Genomic DNA, 17,404 nt, shown 5'->3' on the forward strand with positions numbered 1-17,404 from the left:
TAGGCGGGGCATCGGATCGGGCGCAGGCACCACTGCGCCGGGCCGGGTCATCCGGCCGACGTCCGGCCGTCCCGCGCACGGCGCGTCACCCGCACGACTACGACAGCCGGAGGTCCTCCTCGTGTCCTGGCATGTGGCCGCGCTCAATCTGGACAATCTGGGTGATCTGCCCAAACGGTGCCGGAACTGCGTCTACTGGGAGCTGTCGCCCGCGCTGGCGGACCAGGCCGAGGGCTACGGCACGACCGACCTGGAGAAGGAGGCCTGGCTGTCGGAGGTGCTCCTCGAGTGGGGCTCCTGCGGCCGGGTCGTCTACGTCGGTGGCGCGCCTGCCGGCTACGTGCTGTTCGCCCCGCCGGCCTCGGTCCCCCGTGCGACCGAGATGCCGACCGGCCCGGTCAGCGCGGACGCCGTCCTGCTGACGACGATGCAGGTGCTGCCCGAGTTCGCCGGAGAGGGGCTGGGCCGGGCTCTCGCCCAGGCCGTCGTGAAGGAGCTGACGCGACGCGGGGTGAAGGCCGTCGAGGCGTTCGGTGACGCCCGTCCCGGGACCGAGGCCGACTGCGTGATGCCTGCCGACTTCCTGCGCTCGGTCGGGTTCAAGACCGTCCGGCCGCACCACCGGTGGCCCCGGCTGCGGATGGAGCTGCGGTCCGGTCTGGAGTGGAAGTCCGATGTCGAGGCCGCGCTGGAGCAGCTGTTCAACACGGTGACGATCCCGATGCAGACCCCGGCGCCCGTCCCGGTGGCGACGCCCGCGCGTGCGGGCCGGTGCCAGGTGTCGTTCCTGCCGACGGACGGCAGCAGCGACGACCGCACGGACGATCTCAGGGGCCGCGGAGAGCCTCGCTGAGCGGTCGTCCGGCCCGGCCCGGGTGACGGGGCCGGGAAGCGGGAACGGCCTCAGACTGCCCGGATCTGGTCGCGGCCGTACTCGCGGGCCAGCACGTCGTTGAACGTGAACGTGCCGGTCGGCTGGTCGTCCTGACCGAGCAGGTAGAGCCGCTTGACGGCGACGAGGATCCCCTCGGCGACGACGTCCCGGAACCCGGGGTCGAGCAGCTTGCGGCGGTCCCCGAGGTGGGTCAGGTACCCGGTCTCGATCCGCACCGCCGGCATCCGGGTCCGTCGCACGAGTTCCCAGGTGCACGTCTGGCTGCGGCAGTCGAGCATGGACGTGCGGGTCAGCAGTTCACGCTGGACCAGCCCGGCGAGCGCCTCGCCCACGTTGGACGTGGTGCCCGACCCGTTGCCGAAGAAGTAGGTCGCCAGGCCCTGCGCGTGCGGGCTGAAGCTGGCGTCGGTGTGCAGCGAGACGACGAGGTCCGCGCCGACGTCGTTCGCGAACTGGGCGCGCTCGGTGTCGGGCGGGTTGCCGTTCTCCGGACGGGAGAGCAGCGCCTCCATCCCGGTGGCGGACATCCGGCCGACCAGGCGGCGGGCGAGATCCCACATGAGATCGGCCTCGGTGACCCCGGCGACCTCGACACCGCGGTCCGGGCCGCCGTGCCCGGGGTCGATGACGATCCGCTTGCCGCGCATCCGCGGTCCGGCGCGGCGCAGCAGCTCCTGCTCACGGAGGAGGTGCGGTCGCCCACCGGTGACCTTGCGTCCGAGCTGGCGCAGCGCACGCAGCGTCTCGGGCCCGCACATGCCGTCGGGGACCATGCCGTAGTCGCGCTGGAACCGCATCAGCGCCTGCTCGGTCTGCTGGTCGAAGAGCCCGCTGGGACGGCCCGGGTTGTACCCGAGCTCGAGCAGCCGCTCCTGGAGCGTGGCGACGTCGTCCCCGTTGGTCGGGGTGGACAGGGTGAAGGAGAGCATCCGGTCGCCGAGCGACCAGCCCGCCTCCCGGAGGGCCCGTGCGGTGTCCGGACCGACGATGCCGTCGGTGATCAGGCCCCGCCCCTGCTGGAAGACGCGGACGGCGTGGTCCACCTCGTCGTCGAAGACGTCCCGGTCCGAAGTGCCCGGCGACAGGGCCGGGAGCAGGCCGAGTTCCCGCAGCGTCGCTCGGATCTCGCGTACGGCAGGACCGGAGTCCCCGCGCCGGAGCAGCTGCATGCACCCCTCGCTCGAAGTCGTCAGGCGTCGTCGTGACGCCGTGATCGTTCGGATCCGCACGGTGAGCCGGGCGGGTGGCCGAGGCCCATTGTGCCCTGCGGCGCCACCGGAGGAGCGCAGCGGGGCGGGCACCCGCGTGTCCCGGTTGTGATCAACCGGGACACGCAGCGTGACCTCGGTGCGCTAGAACGCGCACGAGAGATACCGGGATGCGGCTCAGATGTGGTCCGCGAGATCGGCGAGCAGGGCGGCCTTCGGCTTCGCGCCCACGATCTGCTTCACCGGCTTGCCGCCGCTGAAGAGGATCATGGTCGGCACCGACATGACCTGGTAGTCGCGGGCGACCTCCGGGTTCGCGTCGATGTCGAGCTTCGCGACGGTCAGCTTCTCGGTGTTCTCGCCGGCGATCTCGTCGAGCACCGGGGCGACCATCTTGCACGGACCGCACCAGGTCGCCCAGAAGTCGACCAGGACGGCCTTGTCGCTCTTCAGGACGTCCTGGTCGAACGAACCGGTGGTGACGTCGATGGTGTTGGCCATGGGGTTCTCCTCGGTTGGAAGGGTCGGACGGTCTGCGGGCGACTCAGTGCGCGGCGTCGGCGACCGCGGCCACGGGGGCGTCGCCGTACCCGCCACCGGCCAGCTCGGGCGACACCGGGTGCCCGGCGAGCCAGCGCTCCGCGTCGATCGCGGCGGAGCAGCCGGAGCCGGCGGCGGTGATCGCCTGCCGGTAGGTGTGGTCGACGAGGTCGCCGCAGGCGAACACCCCGGGGACGTTCGTGTAGGTGGAACGTTCGTCCACCGTCACGTAGCCCTCGTCGTCGGTCTCGACCTGGCCCGTCACCAGCGCGCTGCGCGGGTCGTGGCCGATCGCGACGAACATGCCGGTGACGTCGAGCGTGTCGGTCTCGCCGGTCACGGTGTCCCGGAGCTGGAGCTGCTTGACCGAGCCCTCCCCGGTCACCTCGGTGACCTCGGAGTTCGTCCGCCAGCGCATCTTCGGGTCGTTCTGCGCGCGCTCCAGCATGATCTTCGACGCGCGGAACTCGTCGCGCCGGTGGATGACCGTGACGGTCTCGGCGAAACGGGTGAGGAACGTGGCCTCCTCCATCGCCGAGTCGCCGCCGCCGATCACCGCGATGTTCTGGTCGCGGAAGAAGAATCCGTCGCAGGTGGCGCACGAGCTGACGCCCCGGCCGAGCAGCTCCTGCTCGCCGGGGACGTGCAGGTAGCGCGGCGCGGCGCCCATCGCGAGGATCACGGAGCGGGTACGGAAGGTCTCCTTCCCGACCCGGACCTCCTTGATCTCCCCGTCGAGCTTCACCTCGTCGACGTCCTGCGGGCGCAGGTCGGCGCCGAAGCGCTTCGCCTGCCCGCGCATCTGCTCCATGAGCTCGGGGCCCATGATGCCGTCGGTGAAGCCGGGGTAGTTCTCCACGTCGGTCGTGGTCATCAGGGCGCCGCCGAACTGGCTGCCCTCGAACACGAGCGGCGCGAGCTGTGCCCGCGCGGCGTACACCGCAGCGGTGTAGCCGGCCGGCCCGGACCCGATGATGATCAGGTCGTGCACCGTGTCGTCGGTGGTCACCGGTACCGATCCCTCCTGGCGCCGCCCGCTGCCGGGCGCGCGATGACGGGGCGTGCGGTCCGGCCGGTCCGGCCGGTCCGCCTCGATTGCTGCCGTGTGGCTGGAACGCGATCCTAGACAGGGGCATTCCCCGGTGCGGGTCCCGCCGGACGCGCCCCCGGTCACTCCGGCCCGTTCATCCGGTGCGGGTCTCCGCCAGTACGCGGGCGGTGCCCGGCCCGCAGCCGGCCGGGACGACGACGAGCCGGTGCCGTCCCGCCCGTCCGGTCCCGAGGACGAGCAGCACCCCCGGCTCCCCCGCGACGGCGTACGGCCGCGAGCCGAGCAGCGGTGCGGCGGGATCGGCGACGCCGGCGGCGGTCAGGCACGCCCGCACCCAAGCGGGGTCGGTGGCCCGCCCCGGCGCGTCCGCGGCCCGGCGCAGCGCCTCCGGGGTGTGCTCGGCGACGCCGACCGGTCCGGGCGCGGGCCCGAGGACCACCGGGACCCCGACGAGCGTCCCGACGACGGCCGCGGCGGCGAGCAGGACCGCCGCCCGCCGGGTCCGGTGGCAGGGGTGCGGCCGACGCTGCGGCTCCCCGGTCCGACCCGCCACGTCGTTCTCGTCGGCGAGCCGGGAACGGATCCGCTCCGCGACATCGGCGGGCATCCTCACGGGGTGCGCCACTGCCGCGATCGCGGTCCGGACCCGGGCGCACTCCGCGTCCACATTATTGTGGGCATGACGAGTACCAGCGTTCACCAGCGTGGGTTCGTCAGAGAACGGTCTGTTGTCGTCGATCGGACAAGAATCGCGCCGCTCGCTGATGTCGTCATGACGAGAATCGGTCATCGGTCGTCCTCCCGCAGGTGGCCCAAGGACCTGGCGAGGCGCCGGCGGCCCCGGGCGCACCGGCTCTTGATCGTCCCGGGTGGTACGCCGACGATCGCCGCGGTCTCCGCGACCGAGTAGCCGAGACCGTCCACCAGCACCACCGCGGCGCGCTGGTCGGCGGGGAGCCGGGCGAGGGCCTCGTCGACGGCGAGCCGCGTCACGAGCCTCCCGGCCGGGTCCGACGCCACCGCCGGGGTCGTGGAACGGGTGTGGCCGCGCCGGCGCCCGGCGGCCCGGATCCGGTCCACGCACCCGTTGACGAGGATCCGGTGCAGCCACGTCCCGGCGGCCGCGTCACCCCGGAAGCCGGGTGACCGCAGAGCTGCCAGGAACGCCTCCTGGACCGCGTCCTCGGCCTCTCCCGGATCCCCGAGCATCCGCAGCGCGACCGACCAGAGACGGTCCGCGTACCGCCGGAACACCTCGTCCAGATCGGGCGCGGCGGGCCGCGGAGGCCGGTCGACGGTGGTCACCCGGGCACGGTAGGGAGCCCTGGCCGGCGGGCACGGGCGTCCGGCCGGGACGGGTCACGATCGCGAAGGGCGTCAGCCGGCGGCGCGGGCGAACGCGATCTCGCCGATCGCGCTCTGGTTCCCGGAGCTCAGCGTCGTGATCCACAGGAGCACGTGTCCGGTCGGCCGGGCCGCGTCGAGCGGGACCACCGTCTCGCCGTCCCGCAGGGTCACGGTGGTGATCGGGGTGGTCTCGTCGAGGCTCGCCTCCGCCGACGGGGCCGAGCGGACCTCGACGACGGTGCCCGGGCTGGCGGAGTCGATCGTGAGCCGGGAGACCGGCTGCGGTGCGTCGAACGACGCCATCACGCCGATGCCCGGCTTGAGTGCCGGGAACGGCTGGAAGTAGCGGCTCGTCGTCCACGTCGTGGCCGGGTCGCCGTCGAGGACGCGGTCGACGGTGCCGGCGTTGTCTCCGTCGCCGGTCGGGTCGAACACCTGCACCGACACGTCCCCGACCGGCACGACGGCCGCCGCCGGCGCCGCCCCCTGCGGCGCGGTGCCCTGTGGCGCGGCCGGGGCGGTCGCCGCCGGTGGGATGACGACGGGCGGGGCGCCCGACCCGCCGAACAGCGCGCCCACCTGGACCGAGAGGTAACCGAGCACGATCAGCACACCGACGGCGAGCACCGTCAGCCCGATGCGCAGGTTGCGACGGCGCTGCGGGTCGTTGCGGGTGTCCGGGAGCCGGTCGGAGTCCTGCCAGACGTCGTCCGGGTCGGCCGGGGCACCGTCGTGCACGGGCGGGAAGAACGCCTGGTCGGCGTCCTCGGCGACGACGTCGGTGAGCATCCGGTGCATCGCCGCCGCGGTGTGCACGCGGCCGAGCCCGTCGCCGGCCTGCCCCAGCGCGCCCATGCACAGCGTGTCGAGCTCCAGCGGGACGCCGGGGCGCAGCTGGGCCGGGGAGCGCAACCTGCCGGCCGGGGTGCGGTCGGCGGCGACCAGCCCGGCGCGGGCGGAGTCGGCGACCGAGAGCGGCCAGCGGCGGGTGAGCAGGCAGTAGAGCAGCCCGCCGAGCCCGCGGACGTCGTCCGCGGCGGACACCGACGGCCGGGGCAGCAGGAACGCGAGCATCGCGCGCCCGTCCGGCGTGATCCGCACGCGCTGCGGGTGGTCGCAACCGAGCACCAGCCCCTGCTGGTGGGCCTCGGTGGCCGCGGACGCGAGCGCTTCGACGGCCTTCGCGGCCCGCTGGGCGCGTACCGGGCCCTCGGCGACGGTCTCGGCGAGCGACCGGCCCGGCACCCACTCGGCGACGGACGCACCGAGCACGTCGGCCGGGAGGCCGTGCGTGCCGGGGGCCAGGACGTCGAGCAGGCGGGCGCTGCCGGGGTGCTCGAAGCATCCGGAGCGGAGCGCGCGGACGATCATCTCGCCCGCCCGGGCGGTGCCCTCGGGGTCGTCCGACCGGTCGTCGGCCGGAAGCCTGCGGAGCAGGGTCACCCCGACCGGACGGCGGAGGACGGTGTCCTCCGCACGCCAGAACTCGGCACCCGCCGCGGCGTCGGTGCCGATCCGCTGGCGCAGCACGTAGCGGTCGGTGAGGTTCGAGCCCGCCGCGGTGCCGAGCGCGTCCTTCGCGGCCGGGATCCGCTCGGTCGGCCGTGCCTGGGCCGGGACACGGGCGGTCGGCTGGTCGGTCGCCGGACGCGCCCGCGGGTGCGGTGACGGCTGGGGGGACTGCCGGGGGGACGGCGACGAGGCGGCGGTGGTCCCGGTGGTCCCGGTGGTCTCGGTGGCCGCGGGTGTCTCCGCCGGGTCGAGGGAGGGATGGCCCTCGACCGTCGGTAGATCCGTGTCGGTGCGGGCACCGGTCCGGGCAACGCCCTGGTCGGTCTGCCCGTTCAACGGCCCCACCCTCCCCTGGCTTGCGTCCCCTGCGGCCGCCAAGCCTACGTCACTCCACGGCGTCCGGACGAGACACGAGACGCGCTCGTGACCCGTACGTACTGTCTTCGGTGGACAGCTCCGTTCGGTTTGCCTAGACGACCCATCAGTGCGCCGAAGTGTCCTTCTCGTGCGATGAGCGGTCGAAACTGGCCGCCGAGTGCGGTTAGAGCTGTGACGGCTCCCGGATCCCCATGAAGATCATCCGGCGGGCGGCGGGCCCGGATGACGGGCCGGGACACCGTCGGACGGGTGGGTGCGCCGGCCGCCCGCGGGCGTGTCCCGGAGGCCGTCGCCACGGCCGTCACCACTGCCATCGGGACCGCCGTCACCACCGCCGCCGGGACCGCCGCCGGGGCCCGGACCCGGACCGCCGCCACCCGGACCGCGGCCCCGGCCCGGGGGACCCGACGACCCCGGCGGACCGGACGACCGGATCCGCCGGACCACCCGGCGCACCACCAGGACGACGAGCACCGCTCCCGCCGCCGCGGTGAGCCAGCCGGTGACCGTCCCGTAGACCGTCGAGCGGACCCGGAGCCGGGTGTCGGGACCGAGCGCCACGCCGTCCGGCGTGCGTAGCCCGGCGTCGACGCTGAACTGGCCGGACCGGGTCACCTGCGCGCTCACCCGGACCTGCACCCGGCCCAGCGGGGGCACCGCCTGCACGGGGATCGGCGCCACCCGCAGCCCGGGTGTGCTGGACAGCACCACCCGGACGTTCATCGTCACCGGCAGCCCGTTCGCGACCGTGACCAGGATCGGCGCGTCGCTGGTGCCCAGCGAGTACGGGCTGGGCGGTTGGACGACCCGCACCGATCCGCGGATCTGCTCGATCCGCTCGCCGACCGTCCGGGACTCCCGCCCGGCCCGCGCCGGGTCCCCGCGCCACCACGACGACGCGGCCCGCAGCGTCCCGCGGACCAGCGGATCGAACACCTCGGCGGGGGTCGCGCCGACGCCGGTGCGGGCCTCGGCGGCACCACGCAGCCCGTCGATCGAACGGACCTGGTCGGCGATCGAGGCGACCACCTGCGCGGGGACCTCCGAGGCTCCGGCCTCGGGCGGGTAGAAGAGCCGCGCCGTCCCCCCGGTGGGTGCCGCTCCGGCGCCGGGCAGCCCGGCCGGGACGAGCCTGCCGTCGCCGATCAGGGCCGACAGCGCGGACAGCACGCCGCTCGCCGCGGGCCCGTCCGCCGACCAGCGGTGCGGCGGTGCGACGAGCAGCGGGCCCGGTCCGGCGTCGTCCTCCCCGGTGCGGAACGCCAGCGCCCCGGCCAGGTCCTGCCCGGCCAGCCCGCCGGCGTCCCCGGTCTGCAGCTCGATCCCGGACGGCCCGGACGCGGCCTCGGTCAGCAGCGGGTCGGCCAGCAGGCCCCTGGCCGGGCCCTCGGCGCCGTCCAGCGTGACGACCCCCGAGCTCTCCGGCGTCGTGACGCCGTCCGCGGACAGGACCAGCCTGCGGCCGCCGCCGAGCGCCTCCAGGGTCGGCTCGTCGAGCACGCCGTCGACCGGCCAGACGACGTCGTCGACGACCGGCGCGCCGAGATCGGCGGACAGCTCCTCGCGGCCCTGGGCGAGTGCGGTGCGGGCGAGCTCCGCCTGGCCGCCGCGAACCAGGCCGACCAGGTCGGCGTCCGACGGCGGCAGCGCCACCACGCACGTGCCGCGCGCCGCGCCCTGCAGGGCGGTCAGCCACTGGGCCGCCGCCTCCGCCCCGCGGCCCGGGGTGGTCGCGCCGTCGGATCCGGTCGTGACCTCGTAGCCGCCGCGCATCGCGGCGGCGGTCGCGACGAGCTCCGGGTCGACCGCCAGGCACAGCGCGGTCCGCGCGGGTGATCCCGGCGGGGCACCGGACCCCACCGCGTCGACCAGCCCGCGGAGCCGCCCGCCCGGTGCGAACGACGCGGCGAGCTCGTCGTCGGCCAGGACGGGGGTCTGGCCGGGCACCGGCGGCAGGCGTCGCGGGGCGTCGGTGACCGGGTAGAGCATCGTCACCGGCGTCGCGGCGGGCGGCGGCGCCGGCGGTGGCGTGCCGGGCAGCGACGACACCGGGAGCACCGTGCGGATCCCGGCCAGCCGGGACGGGGTGCCGTCGACGGTGCCGTTGAGGTTCACGAGCAGCGGGTAGGTGCCCGGTCCGGGCAGTGCCAGCGACGCGTTCGCCGGGCCGGTGAGCGGCACCGCGTACCGGAACGGCACCGACGCGCCGGGGGCCAGCGGCCCGATCTCGGTGAAGGGCGGCACGGCGTCGTCGACGGCCGCCTCGCCGTCGAACGCCGCGCGCAGCGCCGACTCGCCGCCCACGGCGGATCCGCGCTGCACGCGGAGCGCGAGCTCGTCGACCGGGTCGTCTCCGGTGTTGGTGATCGTCCCGGTGACGACGAGCTCGGGCGGCCCCGAGGCGGTGACGACGCGGGGGGACATCGCCTCGACGTCGAGCCGGACCGGGGCCGCCGGTGCCTCCTGCGCCCGGGCCGGCGCGGCGGGTACGAACGTGCCCACCAGGGCGACGAGCACGATCGCGACCAGGGCCGCGACCCGGCTCACGCCGTCTCCTCCAGCAGGTCGGCCGCGTGCCGGATCAGTCGGCGCTCGTCGGCGTAGGCGAGCCGGCCCTCGAGTTCGCCGAGCGGCACCCAGGCGACCTCGGACACCTCGACGTCCTCGTCGGAGAGCTCGCCGCCGAGTGCGCGCATGAGGTAGTGGTGCACGGTCTTGTGGACGCGGCGGTCCTCGGCGACGAACCAGAAGTCGATGGTGCCCAGGGGTGCCAGCACCTCTCCGATGATGCCGGTCTCCTCCTGGACCTCGCGCACCGCCGCCTGCTCGGCCGTCTCACCGGCCTCGATGTGCCCCTTGGGCAGCGACCACAGCAGCCGCCCCCGCCGGTCGAGACGGCCGATGAGCGCGGCCTCGCCGGTGCGCGGGTGCACGACGAGACCGCCGGCGGAGGTCTCGTCCACCGTGCGCAGACGGCGGCGCCGGTCTGCGGAACGTCCCGCGCGGCGCCCCCCGGAGCGGCCGCGGGAGGTGGACATGTGGCGATGGTAACGAGGAGGTGGCCGCTCGGGGCGGTGGCGACGGGTGCCCGGCGGTGCGTCACCCGGCCGGCGGGGCCCTGATCTGCGGGCGGTGACGGGCCCGTGCCCCTGTACCCGCGGGCGCCGCCGGGCGCGTTGCCTACACTGGCCGGTCGTGTCCTCGTCGTCCGTGACCTCCCGACCGACCCGACCCGCGTCCCGTCCGTCCGGCGCCGGTGCGGAGCCGGACGAGCTGCAGCGCTCCCAGGAGAACGCCGTGGTCCAGATGCTCGACGTCCCCGACGTCGCCGACCGGCTGGCGGCCCGCTTCGCCGAGCGCGGTCACCGGCTCTACCTCGTCGGTGGCAGCGTCCGCGACGCGCTGCTCCGCGGCACCGGCGCCGCCGACCGTGACCCGGGTGATCTCGACTTCACCACTGACGCCCGGCCGGAGACGATCCTGGAGATCGTCGAGGGCTGGGCCGACGCGATCTGGGACACCGGCATCGCCTTCGGCACCGTCGGGCTGCGCCGCGGCGACGACATCCTCGAGGTGACGACGTTCCGCGCGGACTCCTACGACGGCGCCTCCCGCAACCCCGAGGTCCGCTTCGGCGACACGGTCGAGGGTGATCTCGTCCGGCGGGACTTCACGGTGAACGCGATGGCGGTCGAGCTGACCGGTCCCGAGCGCCGGTTCGTGGACCCGCACGGCGGGTTCGCCGCGCTCGCCCAGGGCATCCTCGACACCCCCGACCTGCCGGAGCGGTCGTTCGCCGACGACCCGCTCCGTATGCTGCGCGCCGCCCGGTTCGTCTCCCAGCTGGGGTTCACCCCGGCCGAGCGGGTGACGGCCGCGATGACCGAGATGGCCGGCGAGCTCGCCCGGATCACCGCCGAGCGCGTCCAGGCCGAGTTCTCGAAGCTGATCCTCGGCGCCCACCCGCGCCGTGGCGTGGAGCTGCTCTGTGACACCGGGCTCGCCCGGCACGTCGTCCCGGAGGTCCCGGACATGCAGCTCGAGACCGACGAGCACATGCAGCACAAGGACGTCTACACGCACTCCCTCGTCGTCATGGAGCAGGCGATCGAGCGCGAGACCGACGGCCCGGACCTCACCCTGCGGCTGGCGGCGCTGCTGCACGACATCGGCAAGCCGGCGACCCGCCGCAAGGAGCCGGACGGCCGGGTCTCGTTCCACCACCACGAGGTGGTCGGCGCGAAGATGACCCGCAAGCGGATGCGGGCGCTGAAGTACCCGAAGGCGCTGATCGACGACGTCTCCCAGCTCGTCTACCTGCACCTGCGGTTCCACGGCTACGGCAAGGGCGAGTGGACCGACTCCGCCGTGCGGCGCTACGTGACGGACGCGGGTCCCCTGCTGGACCGGTTGCACGATCTCGTCCGGTCGGACTGCACCACGCGGAACCGGCGCCGGGCCGCCGCGCTGCAGCGCAACTACGACGGTCTGGAGGACCGGATCGCCGCGCTGCGCGAGAAGGAGGAGCTCGACGCGATCCGGCCGGACCTCGACGGCAACCAGATCATGGAGCTGCTCGGGATCGCCCCCGGACCGGCGGTGGGCAAGGCGTACAAGCACCTGCTCGCGCTGCGGATGGAGGAGGGCCCCCTCGGCCCGGAGCGTGCCGAGGCCGCACTGCGGGCGTGGGCTGCGGAGAACCTCTGACGGTGTGTGTACGTACGTATTACACGTATGTATGACACGGACGTACGACTCGTCTTCCTGTTCAGGTGACGGTGCTGTCGGACGTCCGTACACGACGTCCGTCCAGGTAGACGACGTGCGCCACGAGCCCGGCCGCGTACAGCCCGGCGGCGAGCCCCAGCAGCGCCGGTGACCGGCCGTCGGGCGGTCCCGCGACCGCGGCGAGCGTGACGGCCGCGACGTAGCAGACGCTGAACACCGCGTCGAACAGCGCGAACACCCGCCCGCGGACGGAGTCCCCGGCGCCCGACTGGACACCCGCGTCGGCGCACAGCTTCACGACCTGCCCGAACACGCCCAGCAGGAACGCGCTCACGAGCACCGTCGGCAGCGTCAGCCAGACCGCGACCGCGCCCTGGGAGAGCACCGCGCCGGCGAGCGCCACCCGCACCGCTCGGACCGTCCCGACCGTCCGCACGAGCGCCGGGGTGACGAGTGCGGCGACCGCGAGCCCGGCCGCCGTCAGTCCGGCGACGACCCCCACCCCGAGCAGTCCACCGGCGCCCGGGACGTTCTCCGGGGTGAACACGTGCCGGAACAGCATGAGCAGGAGCAGCGTGTTGATGCCGAAGGCCAGCCGGTGCGCGACCAGGCCGAGGAACGGCGCGCAGACCGCCGGGGTGGTGACGGTCGCGCGGGCGCCCGCCGTGAAGCCACCGAGCACGTCACGCAGGACCGACGGGCGGGAGCCGCCCGGGCCGGGCGCCGTGCTCCGCACGCTGCCGTCGCCACCGCCGGGCCCGGGCACGACCGTCCGGCCGGTCCCCGCGACGGCCGGGCCGGGCGCGTCGCCGACGGTCCGGCCGGGCCCGAGCGCACGGCGCGTGAACCCGGCGGCCAGCCCGGCGGCGACCAGCGACCCCAGCGCGGCGGCCAGGACGGTGGCGGCCGAACCGGCGTCGCCGTCGCCGAACACCGCCCGCAGCGCGACGGCGCACCCGGCGCCGGTCGCCGAGATCCCGGCCCCGACGGTCACCGAGAGGGTGTTCGCGGGCACCAGCCGCGCCGTGCCGGGCACGACGTGCGGCAGCGCCGCCGACAATCCGGTCAGCACGAAGCGGTTCACCCCCGTCACCGCGAGCGCGAGGACGTAGAGCGGTGTCCCGGCCCAGCCCGCCGCGACCGCCGCGGCGACGGCGACGACCAGCACCGCCCGCACCGCACTCGCGCCGGCCAGCACGCGTCGCCGGTCCCAGCGGTCGAGCAGCGACCCGGCGAACGGGCCCAGCAACGAGTACGGCAGCAGCAGCACCGCCAGTCCGGAGGCGACGACCAGCGGATCCGCCTCACGCTCCGGGTTGAACAGCACCGCGCCGCCCAGCGCGGCCTGGAACAGCCCGTCCGCCCACTGGGCCGAGAGCCGTACGGCGAACAGCCGGGCGAACGGTCCCCGGCGCAGGAGGGCGAGCGCCGCCGGGAGCCCGGCACTCTCCCCCGGCCCGCCGGTGGCGTCGTCCGGACGGGTGGGAGTACTGCACACGGGTGCCGAGCCTACGTCCGTGGCGCGGGTGCGAACATGGGGTCGTGCGGGAACACCGCGCCACGCGAGGCGCCGCTCTTCCCCCGGTCACACCGGGGAGTCTGCTCGTCGCCGCCCCCGGACTCGGCGACCCGAACTTCGCCCGCTCGGTCGTCTACATGATCGAGCACCGGCCGCACGGGAGCCTCGGTGTCGTGCTGAACCGGCCGGGCCCGGCCGCCGTCCGCGACGTGCTGCCGCGCTGGGCCGGGGTCACCAGTGATCCCGGTTCGATGTTCGTCGGCGGACCGGTGGAGGCGCAGACCGCGCTGTGCCTCGCGGCACTGCGGACGGGCGAGTCGGGTCGCGGGCTGTCCGGCCTGATGCCGGTGCGCCCGCCGGTGCAGCTGGTCGACCTCGACTCGGATCCGGCGCGTCTCGCGCCCCGGCTGCGCGGCCTGCGGATCTTCGCGGGGTACTCGGGGTGGGACGCGGGGCAGCTCGGCGGGGAGATCGCCCGCGGGGACTGGTTCGTCGTCCCCGGGCTGCCCGACGACCTCCTCACCGTCGCGCACGACCGGCTCTGGGAGCGGGTGCTGCGCCGGCAGGGCATCCCGCTCGCGCTGCTCGCGACCTTCCCGCTGGACCCGGCACACAACTGATCGGCCGCTGCCCCCCGGGTCAGCCCGTCGTGGCGTCCGTCGACGCGGTGCCCGGGGTGGTGCCGGTCGCGTCCCGGCAGCCCGCGATCAGGTCGCAGCCGCTGCACACGCCACCACAGCCGGCGGCGGGCGCCTGCGCGGCGATCGCGGCGTCCGCGGCCCGGGCCCCGAGCGCCCCGCCGATCCCGGCCATCACGACGAGGCCGACCACGGAGATGGCGCCCAGCACCCACGGCGTCGCCCCGGCGCGGGTGAACAGCAGCGCGGCACCCCCGGCCAGCCCGACCACGCCCGCGGCGCCCATCGGACCGGCGGCGACCCGGTTGGCCAGCAGGAACGCGTCGGCGGTCCGCAGGCTGTTCGGCGTCCGCACGCCGGCGACGCGGTTGCGCGGCAGCCGGCCGCTCGCGCCGAGCGCGGCGAGCACGACGAGCACCGCCCCGGCCAGCAGGAGCAGGGCAGCGACGATCAGGCGCACTGTGGTGGGCACGTGACCAGGGTAGAACCCGGCTGAACCGGGTCGCCCGCCCCGGCTACCCTGGTCACATGTGCGCGGCTCGCCGGCTTCCCGGCGCCGCGTCGTAGGAGGTCCGCAGGAGCGGACCGATCGGCGCGGCGACGACCCCTCATGCCCACGCGGTGCGAGGGGTCGCAGCGTGTTCCGGGCCCCGACGGGCCGTCGCGACAGGTTTCCCGAGGTGAGACGGACATGAGCACCGAGACCAGCACCGCCCCCGCCGCCGGCGGTGAGCGCCCCGACCGCCCCGCGTACCGCTACGACGCCGCGATGGCGGGCCGGATCGAGCGCAAGTGGCAGGACTTCTGGGAGGCCGAGCAGACCTTCCACGCCCCGAACCCCGGCGAGCCGGGTTCGGAGAAGCCGAAGTTCTACCTGATGGACATGTTCCCGTACCCGTCCGGGGCGGGGCTGCACGTCGGGCACCCGCTGGGCTTCATCGGCACCGACGTGCTGGGCCGCTACCTGCGCATGACCGGGCACAACGTGCTGCACCCGATGGGCTTCGACGCCTTCGGGCTGCCCGCCGAGCAGTACGCCGTCCAGACCGGGACCCACCCGCGCACCACGACCGAGGCCAACATCGCCCGGTACCGCGAGCAGCTGCGCCGCCTGGGCCTGGGCCACGACCCGCGCCGCTCCGTGTCGACCACCGACATCCCGTTCTACCGCTGGACCCAGTGGATCTTCCGGGAGATCTTCGAGTCCTGGTACGACGCCGAGGCAGGCCGCGCCCGCCCGATCGCCGAGCTGCGCGCCGCCTACGAGTCCGGCGAGCGCGCCACCCCGGACGGACGTCCGTACACCGCGCTGTCCGAGGGCGAGCGCCGCGCGCTGGTCGACGCGCACCGGCTGGCCTACATCTCCGAGGCGCCGGTGAACTGGTGCCCCGGCCTGGGCACCGTGCTGGCGAACGAGGAGGTCACCCCCGAGGGGCGCTCCGAGCGCGGCAACTACCCCGTCTTCCGCCGCAACCTCAAGCAGTGGATGATGCGGATCACCGCCTACGCCGACCGGCTGGCCGACGACCTGGACCGGGTCGACTGGCCGGAGTCGGTCAAGGCGATGCAGCGCAACTGGATCGGCCGGTCCGAGGGCGCCAGGGTCCGGTTCCCCGTCCAGGACGGGGCCGACGCGATCGAGGTCTTCACCACCCGGCCGGACACGCTGTTCGGCGCCACCTACATGGTGCTGGCCCCGGAGCACCCGCTGGTGGACACGATCGTCCCGGCGGCCTGGCCGTCGGAGGTCGACGCCCGCTGGACCGGCGGCGCCGCGACCCCGGCCGATGCCGTGTCGTCGTACCGCGCGGAGGCCGGGCGCAAGTCCGAGCTGGACCGCCAGGAGAACAAGGACAAGACCGGCGTCTTCACCGGCGCGTACGCGGTGAACCCGGTGAACGGCGCCTCCGTCCCGGTGTTCGTGGCCGACTACGTGCTGATGGGCTACGGCACCGGCGCGATCATGGCGGTGCCGGGCCAGGACCAGCGGGACTGGGACTTCGCGACCGCGTTCGGCCTGCCGGTCGTGCGCACCGTCGACCCGGGCGAGGGCTGGGACGGCGAGGCCTTCACCGGTGACGGACCGGCGATCAACTCGGCGAACGACGAGATCAGCCTGGACGGGCTGGACGTCGACGACGCGAAGCGGACGATCACCGACTGGCTGGCGGCACGCGGCGCCGGCGAGGGCGTCGTCCAGTACAAGCTGCGGGACTGGCTGTTCTCCCGGCAGCGCTACTGGGGCGAGCCGTTCCCGATCGTCTGGGACGAGCACGGCCCGGTCTCGCTGCCCGCGGACCGGCTGCCCGTCGAACTGCCCGACGTCGACGACTACGCACCGAAGACCTACGACGCGGACGACGCCGGCAGCGAGCCCGAGCCCCCGCTGTCCCGGGCGGACGAGTGGGTGACCGTCGAGCTGGACCTGGGCGACGGGCCGAGGACGTACCGGCGCGAGACGAACACGATGCCGCAGTGGGCCGGTTCCTGCTGGTACTACCTGCGCTACCTGGACCCGGAGAACTCCGAGCGCTTCGTGTCCCCGGAGGCCGAGCGGTACTGGGTGGGCAAGGACCCGGAGCGCGCCGCGGACGACCCGGGCGGTGTCGACCTGTACGTCGGCGGTGTCGAGCACGCGGTGCTGCACCTGCTGTACTCGCGGTTCTGGCACAAGGTCCTGTTCGACCTGGGCCACGTGAGCAGCGAGGAGCCGTTCCGGAGGCTGTTCAACCAGGGCTACATCCAGGCCTTCGCCTACACCGACGCCCGCGGCATGTACGTGCCCGCCGAAGAGGTGGTGGAGTCACCTGATGGTGGTTTCACGTGGAACGGCGAGCCCGTCACCCAGGAGTACGGGAAGATGGGCAAGTCGCTGAAGAACGTGGTGACGCCCGACGAGATGTGCGAGCGCTACGGCGCCGACACCTTCCGGCTGTACGAGATGTACACCGGCCCCATGGACGCCTCGCGCCCGTGGTCGACGCGTGACGTCGTCGGGCCGCAGCGGTTCCTGCAGCGGGTCTGGCGCAACCTGGTCGACGAGGGCACCGGCGAGTCGACGGTCGTCGACGCCGAGCCCTCCGACGACGTCCGCCGTGCCCTGCACAAGGCCGTCGCGGGTGTGCGGGAGGACCTGTCCGCCCTGCACTACAACACCGCCGCGGCGAAGCTGATCGAGCTGAACAACCTGCTGACCAAGCGTGCTGCGCCGGTGGAGCGCGAGGTCGCGGAGCCGCTGGTGCTGATGATGGCGCCGCTGACGCCGCACCTGGCCGAGGAGCTGTGGCAGAAGCTGGGCCACGACGGGTCGCTGGCCCACGCACCGTTCCCGCAGGCCGACGAGCGGTACCTGGTGGCGGAGACCGTCGAGTACCCGATCCAGGTCAACGGCAAGGTCCGGTCCCGGGTCACCGTCCCGGCCGACGCCGGCCAGGACGAGATCCGCGGGGCAGCACTGGCGGACGAGAAGATCGCCGCGGCGCTGGACGGCGCGGAGCCGAAGAAGGTCATCGTCGTGCCCGGGCGTCTGGTCAACATCGTCCGGTAGCGGGAACGCCCCGGACCTCCCGCCCGTTGTCCGGGTGGGAG

The 17,404-nt window shown here is 74.4% G+C and carries 13 protein-coding genes and 1 pseudogene; 4 read left to right on the forward strand and 10 right to left on the reverse strand.

Features of this window, described 5'->3' with window-relative positions; translation table 11 throughout:
• Window positions 1–121 precede the first annotated feature (121 nt).
• Window positions 122–736, forward strand: a pseudogene (locus PP1_RS16855) (GNAT family N-acetyltransferase); the annotation flags it as partial.
• Between the two features lie 167 nt (window positions 737–903).
• Here PP1_RS16855 and PP1_RS16860 read toward each other — a convergent pair.
• The 8 genes from PP1_RS16860 to PP1_RS16895 all read right to left on the reverse strand — a co-directional run bounded on the left by PP1_RS16860 (window position 904) and on the right by PP1_RS16895 (window position 9,969).
• Window positions 904–2,064, reverse strand: coding sequence for an N-acetylmuramoyl-L-alanine amidase (locus PP1_RS16860; protein ID WP_010243084.1), 1,161 nt, complete (start codon window positions 2,062–2,064; stop codon window positions 904–906).
• A gap of 216 nt (window positions 2,065–2,280) precedes the next feature.
• Window positions 2,281–2,604 (reverse strand): thioredoxin, encoded by a 324-nt coding sequence (gene trxA / locus PP1_RS16865; protein WP_010243082.1) that lies wholly within the window; start codon window positions 2,602–2,604, stop codon window positions 2,281–2,283.
• A gap of 43 nt (window positions 2,605–2,647) precedes the next feature.
• On the reverse strand, window positions 2,648–3,652 hold the full coding sequence (trxB, locus tag PP1_RS16870; protein ID WP_010243080.1) for a thioredoxin-disulfide reductase: 1,005 nt from the start codon (window positions 3,650–3,652) through the stop codon (window positions 2,648–2,650).
• A 175-nt stretch (window positions 3,653–3,827) separates the two neighbouring features.
• Window positions 3,828–4,301, reverse strand: coding sequence for a hypothetical protein (locus tag PP1_RS16875; protein ID WP_139324006.1), 474 nt, complete (start codon window positions 4,299–4,301; stop codon window positions 3,828–3,830).
• A gap of 179 nt (window positions 4,302–4,480) precedes the next feature.
• Complete coding sequence (locus PP1_RS16880) at window positions 4,481–4,999, reverse strand: sigma-70 family RNA polymerase sigma factor (protein WP_010232632.1); 519 nt, start codon at window positions 4,997–4,999, stop codon at window positions 4,481–4,483.
• 72 nt (window positions 5,000–5,071) lie between these two features.
• The gene (locus tag PP1_RS16885) at window positions 5,072–6,898 is read right to left on the reverse strand and encodes a protein kinase family protein (protein WP_010232630.1); all 1,827 of its coding nucleotides are present in this window, start codon (window positions 6,896–6,898) and stop codon (window positions 5,072–5,074) included.
• A 231-nt stretch (window positions 6,899–7,129) separates the two neighbouring features.
• Complete coding sequence (locus tag PP1_RS16890) at window positions 7,130–9,478, reverse strand: DUF6049 family protein (protein ID WP_075314875.1); 2,349 nt, start codon at window positions 9,476–9,478, stop codon at window positions 7,130–7,132.
• Complete coding sequence (locus PP1_RS16895; RefSeq protein WP_029239761.1) at window positions 9,475–9,969, reverse strand: NUDIX hydrolase; 495 nt, start codon at window positions 9,967–9,969, stop codon at window positions 9,475–9,477. Before PP1_RS16895 ends, PP1_RS16890 begins: the two co-directional genes overlap by 4 nt.
• Window positions 9,970–10,141: 172 nt before the next feature.
• On the opposite strand from PP1_RS16895, the gene PP1_RS16900 reads away from it, so the two are divergent.
• On the forward strand, window positions 10,142–11,638 hold the full coding sequence (locus PP1_RS16900) for a CCA tRNA nucleotidyltransferase (RefSeq protein ID WP_414706161.1): 1,497 nt from the start codon (window positions 10,142–10,144) through the stop codon (window positions 11,636–11,638).
• Window positions 11,639–11,699: 61 nt separating this feature from the next.
• Here PP1_RS16900 and PP1_RS16905 read toward each other — a convergent pair whose 3' ends face one another.
• Window positions 11,700–13,157 (reverse strand): MFS transporter, encoded by a 1,458-nt coding sequence (locus PP1_RS16905; protein ID WP_249266061.1) that lies wholly within the window; start codon window positions 13,155–13,157, stop codon window positions 11,700–11,702.
• A 44-nt stretch (window positions 13,158–13,201) separates the two neighbouring features.
• On the opposite strand from PP1_RS16905, the gene PP1_RS16910 reads away from it, so the two are divergent.
• Window positions 13,202–13,798, forward strand: a complete 597-nt coding sequence (locus tag PP1_RS16910) for a YqgE/AlgH family protein (RefSeq protein WP_010227262.1) — start codon at window positions 13,202–13,204, stop codon at window positions 13,796–13,798.
• A 19-nt stretch (window positions 13,799–13,817) separates the two neighbouring features.
• Here PP1_RS16910 and PP1_RS16915 read toward each other — a convergent pair whose 3' ends face one another.
• A complete protein-coding gene (locus tag PP1_RS16915) occupies window positions 13,818–14,288 on the reverse strand; it encodes an SdpI family protein (RefSeq protein ID WP_075298708.1) in 471 nt (156 codons plus the stop codon).
• Window positions 14,289–14,507: 219 nt separating this feature from the next.
• Here PP1_RS16915 and leuS point away from each other — a divergent pair, with 219 nt between their 5' ends.
• Window positions 14,508–17,363: a leucine--tRNA ligase gene (gene leuS / locus PP1_RS16920; RefSeq protein WP_010227258.1), complete on the forward strand. Its 2,856-nt coding sequence runs from the start codon at window positions 14,508–14,510 to the stop codon at window positions 17,361–17,363.
• The last annotated feature ends 41 nt before the right edge of the window (window positions 17,364–17,404 follow it).

Origin of the sequence: Pseudonocardia sp. P1, assembly GCF_000178675.2 — a bacterium.
Classification (GTDB): domain Bacteria; phylum Actinomycetota; class Actinomycetes; order Mycobacteriales; family Pseudonocardiaceae; genus Pseudonocardia.